We start from the raw sequence: 12,263 nt of genomic DNA on the forward strand, positions 1-12,263 counted from the left end.
GATTCCTGCTTTCGCAGGAATGACATAAGAGATTTTTTAAAAATTTTCCGGTACACTCGGCACCTATAGCGACTTATTCAAATAATAACCTATGAAAATACTGGCATTTGACACAGCCAATAATACTGCATCGGTAGCAATATCCGAAAATGAGAATATTCTGGCATATATAGAAGAATTACGCCCTTCCATGCAAGCAGAGAATCTCATGCCGATGATAGAAGACGTGATGAAATCGGCTAAATGTTCATATGATGATCTAGATTATTTAGCGGTAACTCTAGGTCCTGGTAGCTTTACAGGTATTAGGATAGGACTTGCTAGTGCTAAAGGTATATTGTTTGCCAAGGAAAATACTAAAGCAGTAGCGGTTAGCAATTTTGAATATGCCTACTTTAGAGCCATAACTCAAGTTAAAGATTATGATAAAATATATGTCTTTTTAAACGCTTATCGCTCACAGCTTTATATGCAAGTTTTTCATAAATCAGAAAAAATAGAAGAGCCGTTATTGATAGATTTCGAGTATGCTATAAAACTGCTTGCAAATGAGAAAGGGAATATAGTTTGCTGCGGTAGTGGGCTTGAATTTATATATCCTCAAATTATACATTTACCGAATATAATAACCTTGCCACGTTTTGCACGAGTTAAAGCATGGGTTATTTGTAGATATATTGCTAGTAGATTATCCAGCGGTATGAAGTTAAATAGCGCTATCGAACCGCTTTATATACGCCTGCCTGATGCTAAAATAGCAATAAATTACGTCGCTCCTACTCCTAGTTAAAAGCAACCTTGTTGCATGGCTCAGTTTTTTTGTCATCCCGTGATTTATTCACGGGATCCAGTTAAAAATACTAATATTATTAGTATTTTTAGTTATTTTACTGGATACCGTGGACAAGCCACGGTGTGACACCCAGTAGGTTTTTTGATCCATGCAACAAAGCTGCTAAAAACAGTAATCCATTTTTTGTCTACCATAAGATAGGTTGAGATAAGAGCTTTATTATAAATATACTACATCATCACTTTCATAATCAATGAATCCAAAATCATTACCTGATAACTTCGTAGTAAAATCACTATTAGAAAATCCTACTTGATTGCATGATACTTCTATTTCATCTTCATAATCAGAGAACCCGGAATCACTATCAGATACTCCATCTGATTCTTGCTTTGCACACTTCTTGTTATATATAAGGGTTATTATTTGTTGAACTAACGATTCTGATAAACTATGACTATCAACAATTCTTTCTAAATCCTCATCCGAAGTATTATTAATTAATTTTGCCAATTTTTCATATGTAATCTTAATTTTATCTAATTCACTATCAGGCGTATTTATAATTTCTTCTAATAATTGTTGATTTTCAAGCTGCTCTACAACCTCTGCACCATGAATTAAGATCATTATTTGTTTAAATTTTTCTTCAGGTAATAAAGATGATATCTCTGACAATGTTTTTGATAAGTTTTGATCTGATATACTATCGACGATTCTTTCTAAATCTTCATCTAAGGCGGTATTAATTATCACTGCTAATTTATCGTTTGGAATACTATCAACGATTCTTTCTAAACTTTCATCTGAAGTATTATGAATTAATTCTGCTAATTTTGTGGTCTTAATTTTATCCAGTTCATTTTCAGAAATGTTTAAAATTTCTTCTAATAATTTCTGTTTTTCAAGCTGCTCTACAATTTCTTCATTGTCCATTAAAGTTGGTATTTGTGTAATTTTTTCAAAAGGAAGCAAAGGCAATATCTTTGGTAAGTTGATATTAATGATTCTTACTATACTTTCATCTGAGGCGTGAGAAATTATTGTTACTAGCTTATCATTTGAAATATTACTGATGATTCTTACTAAATTTTCATTTGGAATAATATCAAGCTTTTCTGCAAATTTTTCTTCTCCTGCTAAAATAATTATATTTTCAAGCCATTCATCAGAAATACCCTCATTTGATAATTTTTTTAGTTCCTGCTCGGTAAGTTCTTCTAAAGAAAGATTATTAGGGTTTTCATTAAATAATTTATCCAACTTATCTTGTGTAATTAAATCTATTACTTTTTCAAGATGCCAAGGCAAAATATAATTAACTAATTTTTGTGCTTGCTCATCGGAAATATTATTAATTAATTCTGCTAATTTTTCATATGTCATCTTTTCAAACACTTCATCTAATTCATTTTCAGGCGTGTTTAAAATTTCTTCTACTAACTCATTATCAGAAGGAGTTTCAAGTTGATCTAAGAGATTAAATGTTTCTTCAGCTTCATTATTTAAATAAGAAAAAACTTTATTACTCACAAGATTAAAAGTTTCAGTAACTTTAGAAGAAAGAATACTAGATGTATTTTTTATAATATTAAAACTCTTTACTCCAAAATCATAAACTGTTTTTAATGATGAACTAAATGTACTGAAAAAGCCTTTACTTTCAGCTGTGTTAGTTACTTTTTCGCTACCATCAAGCTCATTCATAATATCAGTATATTTGATTTGAGAGATGTCTAGAGTATCTTTATACCCCCAAATTTTTAATTCTTCATTTGAACGATAATTAAATTCATCGTTAGCAAGATAAGAGGCTGGCTTTGGATAAGTATTATGTGGGATTAAATTTTGTAACTTATTAAAAATTGATGTTATTGCCATAATTCTTTCTCATTTCTTATTATAATAATCAGCGTTGCATAATAATAGAAATTATGAGGAGGTCAAGATAAAGGCTAATAATTATTAACTTTTTTATTATATTTTGCTTAAAATTGATTAATTTATCAAAGAGAGATATTCTACTAAATGTTATTCCTGCGTAGGCGGGCAGATCTTATTGCGTGGACTAGTAAAACCCACTGTGGCACCTAGTTCGCTTGCTAACTAGGTCCATAAAAACAATAAAAAATACTAATAATTTTAGTACTTTTAACTGGATCCCGTGGTCAAGCCACGGGATGACAGAGCTAACACTGATCCACGTAACAATGCCACGTGAGTACCGCAGTACTTGTAGGATGACGTAGCCAATTTTTGAAGTTGATTTTCGTATATACTCAAATGATTTCAATAATTGAATTTTATTTTGAAAGGCGAGCACCCGCAGCCTATACTTAATAGGAGAGGATGCGAATCCTTGATAAAATGAAAAAGCAATTCTTGAAATCAGCAGAGTATATTATAATTGTCTCTGTTCTTGAACTAGCTCAAAAACTTCAACTGTGTCTCCTTCTCTAATATCTTCGTAATTTTCAAATGCTATACCACACTCATATCCTTCTCTAACTTCTTTAACTTCATCTTTAAAGCGTTTTAAGGTTTTGAGTTTTCCTTCATGAATTACTACATTATCACGTAATAAGCGTACGCCCGCTCCTTTCTTAATAATCCCTTTAGTTACATAGCTACCGGCTATTTTACCGACTTTGGTAATATTGAATATTTGTCTGATTTCTACGCTTCCGATATATTGCTCTCTAACGATCGGATCAAGCATACCGCTCATAATGGCTTTTACGTCATCAATTAAATTATATATTATACTATAATATCTAATATCGACTTTTTCTTTTTCTGCTGCAGTTAAAGCATTTGTCCCTGCTCTAACGTTAAAGCCGACAATAATAGCTGAAGAAGCATGTGCAAGAGATACATCGGATTCCGTTATCGGACCTACGCCGCTATGAAGTATACGAAGCTTTATTTCATCACTCGGTAATTTTAATAAGCTACCTGAAATAGCTTCAACCGACCCTTGGACATCACCTTTAATAATTAAAGGTAATTCCTTAATTTTACTATTACCGGAAGCCTTTAAAAACAAATCCTCTAAACTTGAACGCAGTGCAATAGATATTTTCTTTTCTTTAGCAAGACGCATTCTATATTCGGCTATATCTTTTGCTTGTTTCTCGTTTTGTACTACGTTAAATTTATCACCGGCAAAAGGTACTACGTTTAAGCCTTGAATTTCTACAGGAACAGATGGTGTTGCTTCCACTATTTCTAATCCCTTATCATTAGTCATCTTTTTAACTTTACCGTAAGAGCTACCTGCTATTATAATATCACCGTTTCTTAAAGTACCTCGCTGAACTAATATAGTGGTTAGTGTTCCTCTTCCTTTTTCGATTTTTGACTCGATTACAACACCGGCAGCCGAACCGAAAGGACTCGCTTTTAAATCCTGCATTTCTGCAATTAACAAAATTGCTTCTTCAAGTTTATCTAAGTTAATTGTCTTTAGTGCCGAGATAGGAATGACCATAACGTCACCACCTGCCTCTTCACCTATAATTTCGTGTACATATAATTCGTTCTTTACACGTTCAATATCAATATCAGGCTTATCAATCTTATTAATAGCTACAATTATAGGAACGCCCGCTGCTTTCGCATGATTAATTGCCTCAACCGTTTGCGTTTTGATTCCATCATCTGCTGCGACTACTATAATAACTATATCCGTTACTTTAGCGCCTCTTGACCGCATTTCCGAGAAAGCCTCGTGACCCGGAGTATCAATAAAAGTAATCGCTCTACCGTCTGCAAGAGTTACTCTATAAGCCCCGATATGCTGGGTAATTCCTCCAGTTTCACTTGCAGCAATATCCGTAGATTTAAGAGCGTCAAGTAATGATGTTTTACCATGATCGACATGCCCCATTACTGTAACAACCGGAGCACGCGTTCTCAAATCTTCAACCTTATCATCACTAATTAAAACATTTTCAACATCCGATTCTTGAACTCTTTTTACCGTATGCCCTAAATTTGTTGCAACTAGTTCCGCCGTATCGGCATCTATTGTTTGGCTGGCATTTGCAAGAATACCGAGCTTCATTAATTCTTTAATTACATCTGCTACTCTTTCAGACATAGCATTTGCAAGATCGCCGACTCCGATAACTTCCGGTATCGTCACTTCTCTATATACTTTCTCAGGTGCTTGTGATACTAATTTACGCTTTTCTTTTTCTCTAGCTCTTTTTATAGCAGCAAGACTTCTAGTTCTACCGCTACCGCTTTCGTCGTCACTAAGCATATTGAAAAGATCAGCTTTTTTGAATTTTTTTGGTTCTTCTAGCTTAATTTTTGGTGCGACTACTTTATTATCTGCTGTTTTATCTAATTCTTTCTCTGATTCTATCCCGTAACGTGTTCGCATTCCTACTAAAGGGTACTTTACAAAAGATTCTTCTTTCTTTTTAGATATTTGTGACGGTATATCTTCATTATCTTGAACGATTTTAGCACTAACTTCTACTTTATTTTCTTCGGTATTTTGCTGTTTTTGTTCAATTTCAGTTTCTAGCGTTTCTATTTTTGAGTTAGCAGGCTGGTTAATACTTGCAAGTTTACTTAAAGTGCTTATTTGTGAAGGATCATTTAATTTAGATTGCTCAGCAGCTTTTTTAAGAATAGATAAACGTCTGTTAAATTCTTCCTTATTAGCATCAATAGCAGTTTGATCTAAGCTATTTCTTTCTTTATTTAATGAAAGGGTAGTAGTACTACCGGTAGAGCTTTTTCTAACTTCTACTAGCGTTTTAGATTTAGCATTAACAAAGCTTTGAGCTCCTGTAAGAGAGTCAAAAGACTTATTAAGCGATAATTTTGAATTGCCAAGTGTCAACTTTTTGGGTCTGATTTCCTGGTTATCCGTCATATTTAAAACCTTTGTGTTTCTATTTTTCGTCTATTACGAAGAAAAACTAATTGTATAATCCCGTATACCAACGTAATTCCCGTAGGACCTTGCCTGCGTGGATCAATTTTCCGTCATTGCGAGGAGGCTTTGTTGCATAGACTGGTAAATGCTCTTTATATCATTCCTAGCTAAAAGCAGGAATCCAGAAAAAATAGTCTTAATATTGATAAAATAAACCTAAAAACAAGTTTTTTGTCGGTTTTACTGGATTCCTGCTTTTAGCTAGGAATGATATATACACCCTTTACTAACTATCTTTCAACTCACCATGCTGTCTAGCAGTTTTAATCAGTAATTTAATATTTTCATCCGTTATATTAGAATTTGGAGCTAAATTTTTAAATTCATTTACGCTCATCTCTCCTAAATCTTCTATAGTCTTTATACCATATTCGGCAAATTTTAATATTAATTCAAGCGGTAATTCTAATATATCTATTAATTCTTGCTCAACTCCCAGATCCTCTAGCTTTTTGATAATCTTTTCATTTTTAAGGTCGATGTAATTAATAGCTCGATTTTTGATCTCTACGGCAAGTTCTTCCTCAAAGCCTTCGATTCTTGTTAAAGTACTAATCTCGCTTTCTGCAATTTGCTCTACCGAATTAAATCCCGTTACCGATAAAAGCTGACCTATAACTTCTTCAACATCTAAAGCTTCCATAAATAATTCCGTAGAGGTTAAGAACTCTTCGTTTCTTCTTTTTGATTCTTGCTCTTCGGTCATTATATCGATATTCCAACCTGTAAGCTTAGAAGCTAAACGAACATTCTGCCCTCTTCTACCTATTGCAATACTTTGATTTTCTTGCGAAACTACTACTTCTACCTTATGCCTATCCTCATCAATCAAAATTTTTGTAATTTCCCCGGGTGCAAGCGGTGCAAGAGCATTAACTATAAACTGTGCAAGATCATTACTCCATAATACTATATCAATTTTCTCTCCGTTTAACTCATTTGTTATGGCTTTTACTCTATTACCTCTAATACCTACGCATGAGCCTACGGGATCTATACTACTATCCGAAGCAAATACCGCTATTTTTGCTTTTGAACCGGGATCACGTGCTACTGATTTTATTTGAATAATATCTTCAAGAATTTCAGGTACTTCTAGCTTAAATAGCTTAACCAGCATTTGGTTATCTACTCTAGACAAGAAAATCTGTGGTCCTTTTGTTTCTTGCCTTACATCCTGTACATATACTTTTATACGATCATTAGGTTTAAAATTCTCACCCTTAATTAATTGATCTTTTTTTATTATTGCTTCAGCACGGCTCAAGTCAACTATTATATCACCGTATTCTATTCTCTTAACTATCCCGTTTATAATTTCGCCTTTTCTATCTTTAAAGTCATGATATTGCTTTTCACGTTCAGCTTCTATAACACGTTGAGTTATAACTTGTTTTGCAGCTTGAGCCGATACTCTAGCATGATCAATCGGTGGTAAATATTCATATATCTCATCACCAATTTTAGCTACCGGATTCTTTATTAAAGCCTCTTCAAGTGAGATTTGTGTTAAGTAATCTTCTACATCTTCTACTATTTTTAAGATTCTTAAAAGATTTATCTCACCGGTTTTCCTATTTATCTGAGCTTTAATATTATATTCATTACCGTATTTTTTTCGTCCTGCTACTTGTACCGCTTGTTCAACCGTTGAAATCAAAATTTCTTTTGATATTCCTTTCTCACGGGCTACAGAATCTATAATTTGTAAAATTTCTACATTACCTATATTAGACATACATTATCTCTTATTGCTTTAGCAATTTTTTAAATACTTCTTCAGTTAAAACTAGATTGGCATTTTTAATTAAATCATAATCAATTGGTACTTCTTGTTCTTCACATTTTAAATATATTTTATTATTTTCGGCTTTAATTATTTTACCCTGATAACGAGTTTTGCCGTTCAATAATTCTTTAAGTTTAATTCTAGCTTCTCTTCCTAAAAATCTACTATAATTTTCAAAATTTACTAACGGACGCTCAAGACCGCTTGAGGCTACTTCTAACGAGTACGCCTCTTCTATTAAATCCTCGACATCTAGAATAGCGGAGATAGTCCTACTTGCTTTAGTGCAATCTTCCACAGATATTTTTTCACCGTTTAAACTATCAATTAATATCTCGACTACTTTAGGGTTAGCACCTTTAAACTTAACAAGAACTAACTCAAACCCCATCTCCGTCAAAGACTCTTCTATTACGTTTGTTATTTGTTGTTCAATAGTTTGCATATTTAATATTTATAACAAAAAAGGTGGGACAAACCCACCTCTTTATAACTTTTATAATGCTTATCCGTAACGAAAATACACTAATTAGAATATATAAGCAATATTTAACTTTATATTTTTAAATATATACTAATCTCAAAAATTTTAAGGAAACGTACTTCTATCTTTACAGTTTAAAAAAATTACTTATAGCGAACTCCTTATAACTATAACAAGATATATGTTTTTAAAATTTAAGGAAGCTTTTTCTTATTGTAATATAATTTTATTTATCATAGGAATTTTTTGCCTCGTATTATTATCATTAGGGTTATATGATAAGTATATTTTGTGGCGAAATCAAAAAAACTTTCCTGTTTGACCGAGCGGCTATTAATTTAGGTATCTTGCTTTTATTTCTAGTAGCCCCTACTTATTTTGTAATAAAAGATAAACTTTTTAAGAAAGCACTTTTTATGGCATTTTATCTTATTTGTTATTTTAGTCTCTTTTTAATGCTGCATAATTTTTGTTGGATTTATTTTCTAGACAAACAGTGATTAGTTATCTAATTATCAAGGCCTAAAATGTCCCGCTATTAAAAACTCCTTATTCCCTTTAGCTCCAAGTATTGGGCTTTCTATTATACCAAATGTTTTAAAGTTATACTCTTTCTCAAGCCAATCATTGATTTTATCGCATACTTTTTGATGTAAGAGAGGATTTTTAATAATTCCTCCCTGCTCTACTTCATGCTTTTCGACCTCAAACTGCGGTTTTATTAAAGCAATAAGCATGCAATCTTCTTTAGCTAAATTTAGTGGAGTCGGTAATATAGTAGTTAAACTAATAAAGCTGGCATCACAAACAATTAAATCAGGCTTCGTTGTTATTTGCTTATCGGTTAAATATCGTGCATTGGTCTTCTCAAGCACTTTAATTTGTGGACTGTCACGTAATTTAGGATGAAGTTCGCCATAACCGACATCTACGGCAAAAATTAATTTTGCTTTACGCTCAAGTAATACTTCGGTAAAACCGCCGGTGCTACTACCGATATCAATACAAACTAAATTTTCAGGATCAATTTTAAAATAATCCAAAGCAGTAATTAACTTTAATGCACCTCTTGAAACATAATTATGCTGCGGAAGCTTTACCTTAATGTCGATATCATTTATATTAACCTGCATCCCAGGCTTAATTAACTGCTCATTCTTATTATGTACTTTACCTTGGATAATCAAGCTTCGTGCTACAGTAATATCTGTTACAAAACCTTTGTGCAGCAAATATTCATCAAGCCTTATTTTAGTCATTACTTTTTAAATTTGAATTTAACTTATGTTATAGGGGTTCATTAGATAGAAAATATACAATTTGTCTAACGTAATGTATTTGAGCCATACAATAATGTTGCAACTGAATGGAGCATGGCAATCTAAAAAAATATTCAAACCCTAACCAATATATGTCTTTTCTTACCGGCAGAGAGCTTTATAACATTTTTATCGAGTAGGAAAGTAGTATTAATTATCATATTCTCATCTTCGATTAATCTATCATTTATTTTAGCACCTTTCCCTCTTATAAGTTTGCGTGCTTCTGACTTAGAGCTAGCAAGACCTGCTTCATGAAATAACTCATACGCACTAATACCCGCTTGTAATACCTCCTGCCCTAAAACAACGGTAGGTGAATTCTCATCGATTTGCCCTTCTTCAAATATCTTTACCGCAGTTTCTAAAGCTGATTTTGCTGTCTGCTCCGAATGACAAAGCTTAGTTAGCTCATAAGCAAGCTGTTTTTTAGCAGAGTTAATATCTTCAGCCGCTAAACTTTCAAACTTATTAAGCTCTTCCTCCGTTAACTCGCTATATAATTTGGCAAATCTAACTATGTCGGCATCTTCACAGTTACGCCAATATTGGTAATAATCATACGGGCTTAACAAATCTTCATTAAGCCATACTGCTCCCGCAGCAGTCTTGCCCATCTTAGCACCCGAGCTAGTCGTAAGTAGCGGCGTCGTCATACCGAACACATCTTTGCCGCTTATTTTACGGATTAAATCCGCTCCCATGACGATATTGCCCCACTGATCGCTACCGCCAAGCTGCAGGCTGCAATTATAATGCTTGCTTAAATAGTAAAAATCATATGCTTGCAACAACATATAGTTAAACTCTAAAAAGCTTAAATGCTGCTCACGCTCAAGCCTTAGCTTTACCGAATCCATAGTAAGCATACGGTTGATTGAAAAATGAATCCCAAAATCTCTTAAGAACTCTAGATAATTGAGCGAATCTAACCACTCTGCGTTATCCAGCATTATAGCATCACTTTCACCTTCGCCGAATTTGATAAATTTCGATAAAGATTTTTTAATCCCTTCAGCATTTTTAGCTATATCTTCTTTACTTAGGATTTTGCGAGCTTCGTCTTTCCAAGTAGGATCACCGATTTTACTCGTACCGCTGCCGATAATTACAATAGGCTTATGCCCGTGTTGCTGAAGTAACCGTAGTATCATTATCTGCATTAAACTACCAATATGTAGCGAGGTAGCAGTACAGTCAAAGCCTATATAAGCCGCTATTTTTGTTTCTTTCGTTATAGCAGTTAACCGATCCAAATCGGTACATTGATGGAGATATCCTTTATTTATAAATTCTTCTATAAAACTCATATATTATTTCTTATTTTTTAAAAATTCCTTTTTTGCTTTTCTGCTAGGAAATAAAATGTTAAGGAAAATAGCATCTTTATCACCTTTTATATAAGGTACTGCATATACTTACTCAATCATTCTAACATATAAAATTTTTTGACCTTTATATTTCTCTTGATTATGATGTAATTTAATATCTAATAAATTACCGTCTTCAATTGACCGAACTATCTCTTCAAACCCTATATTACGCTCATGCAATAACTTAGCGTTTTTTTCATGATTATATCTATACTTGGTCATATTATTTAGAGTTTAGTAGCATCTGAATGGATTAGCATATTAAGATAGGTTTGATCAGGCAAACCATGCTTAGAAGCTTTAATTTTTATTGCTTCTATGTCATGTTCTGCAATCCTGATAGTAACGGATCTCTTTTTATTAAGATGTGCTTTTGCAAATTTTTGAAGCAAAGCTATTTCACTTTATCATCAATTTTTTGCTGCTTTTCAAAATTATCTTCAATATCTTGTTCGTAAGGATCTAGTTTGATACCCATAACACAACCATTTTTAATGTTTAATTTATTTTAAATAATGTAAGTACTTTGTCAATACTTGATATATTAGATTATCATGCGAATATTTTTAAATCTGTATATCGGATTTTGTGAAAGAAATTTAATTTGATCTATTTTTTAGTTTTCTTTGTATTATAGGAAGTAAAATATAAATCAAAACAGGCAATAAGGCAAATTTAAGCAAAAGTGTAAAATTAAATAATATTGTTGAATTTTTTATTATAGGAAAAGTTTTATAAAAAAGAATAACAGAGCAAAACTAATAATTATACCTATAGTTTTTTGAACATTATTTAAGATCCAATCAGAATTATACTTAAAGCAAATATATACGATACCATAACCCAATAAAGTTCCTATTGATAATAAAAGCAGTAAGGGAAAAGGATTGTCTTTCTATAAAAAGAAACATATACCTATCACAAAAACCAATATACAATAATAAGATTTAGCACTATTTTCCCATCTACTTATTTGTGTCTGCATAAAATTACTTCTATAAAATAAAACAATTAACACTTCAAAAATCATACCACCTATAACATCATATATACTATGTACTCCAAGATATAGGCGTGAAAGCATAATATTAATAATCATTGCGATAGATATTATTTTTAACGTTTTTGGATTAAATGATAAAAATATTATCATAAAGAAAACAGTAGCCACCTGTACATCTCCACTAGGGAAGCCAAATGATCCGTCATTAATAGATAACATATGTAATGTACTAGGGGGACGAGGAATAGAAAAAGCTTTTTTAATAATAACATTCAATAATGTTGCAAATGATACAAGCCAGCCTAAATCCAAAAATAATCTATTTCTTGGATTTAACCAGTAAACAATCGCAATAATTGTAAGGTAAAAATAATCACTAGCAAAAAAAGGAAATATTTTAAACCAAGTAGTTAATATTTCACTTCTAAAATTCAATATCCATTCAGGCTCTAGTGTAAATAACGTGTAATAGTTGAGATTTAATCTTACATTTAGTAAAATTAAGATAATANNNAATGGAGGATTAGAGATGAATCTAAATCAAAAAA

The 12,263-nt window shown here is 32.3% G+C and carries 7 protein-coding genes and 3 pseudogenes; 1 reads left to right on the plus strand and 9 read right to left on the minus strand.

The genetic code is table 11. The features are described 5' to 3' along the window. Nucleotides 1–91: 91 nt before the first annotated feature. Nucleotides 92–790, plus strand: a complete 699-nt coding sequence (gene tsaB / locus KYQ89_RS01585; protein ID WP_218460111.1) for a tRNA (adenosine(37)-N6)-threonylcarbamoyltransferase complex dimerization subunit type 1 TsaB — start codon at nt 92–94, stop codon at nt 788–790. 999 nt (nt 791–1,789) lie between these two features. Here tsaB and KYQ89_RS01595 read toward each other — a convergent pair. The 9 genes and pseudogenes from KYQ89_RS01595 to KYQ89_RS07610 all read right to left on the minus strand — a co-directional run. Then, nucleotides 1,790–2,674: pseudogene (locus tag KYQ89_RS01595) on the minus strand (hypothetical protein); the annotation flags it as partial. A gap of 520 nt (nt 2,675–3,194) precedes the next feature. Next, on the minus strand, nt 3,195–5,684 hold the full coding sequence (infB, locus tag KYQ89_RS01600) for a translation initiation factor IF-2 (protein WP_218460112.1): 2,490 nt from the start codon (nt 5,682–5,684) through the stop codon (nt 3,195–3,197). A gap of 289 nt (nt 5,685–5,973) precedes the next feature. Continuing rightward, entirely contained in the window at nt 5,974–7,485 is a 1,512-nt protein-coding gene (gene nusA, locus KYQ89_RS01605; protein ID WP_218460114.1) for a transcription termination factor NusA, read from the minus strand. Between the two features lie 10 nt (nt 7,486–7,495). Then, entirely contained in the window at nt 7,496–7,981 is a 486-nt protein-coding gene (gene rimP, locus KYQ89_RS01610; RefSeq protein WP_218460116.1) for a ribosome maturation factor RimP, read from the minus strand. Between the two features lie 554 nt (nt 7,982–8,535). Continuing rightward, complete coding sequence (locus tag KYQ89_RS01615) at nt 8,536–9,279, minus strand: TlyA family RNA methyltransferase (RefSeq protein WP_218460117.1); 744 nt, start codon at nt 9,277–9,279, stop codon at nt 8,536–8,538. Nucleotides 9,280–9,413: 134 nt separating this feature from the next. After that, the gene (gene tyrS, locus KYQ89_RS01620) at nt 9,414–10,649 is read right to left on the minus strand and encodes a tyrosine--tRNA ligase (RefSeq protein ID WP_218460118.1); all 1,236 of its coding nucleotides are present in this window, start codon (nt 10,647–10,649) and stop codon (nt 9,414–9,416) included. A 3-nt stretch (nt 10,650–10,652) separates the two neighbouring features. Continuing rightward, nucleotides 10,653–10,934, minus strand: a pseudogene (locus KYQ89_RS01625) (hypothetical protein). A gap of 5 nt (nt 10,935–10,939) precedes the next feature. Beyond that, a pseudogene (locus KYQ89_RS01630) lies at nt 10,940–11,190 on the minus strand (hypothetical protein). Between the two features lie 417 nt (nt 11,191–11,607). Further along, nucleotides 11,608–12,150: a phosphatase PAP2 family protein gene (locus KYQ89_RS07610; protein ID WP_256621186.1), complete on the minus strand. Its 543-nt coding sequence runs from the start codon at nt 12,148–12,150 to the stop codon at nt 11,608–11,610. Between the last annotated feature and the right edge of the window lie 113 nt (nt 12,151–12,263).

Source organism: Rickettsia sp. TH2014 (genome assembly GCF_019249195.1).
Taxonomy (GTDB): Bacteria; Pseudomonadota; Alphaproteobacteria; order Rickettsiales; family Rickettsiaceae; genus Rickettsia; species Rickettsia felis.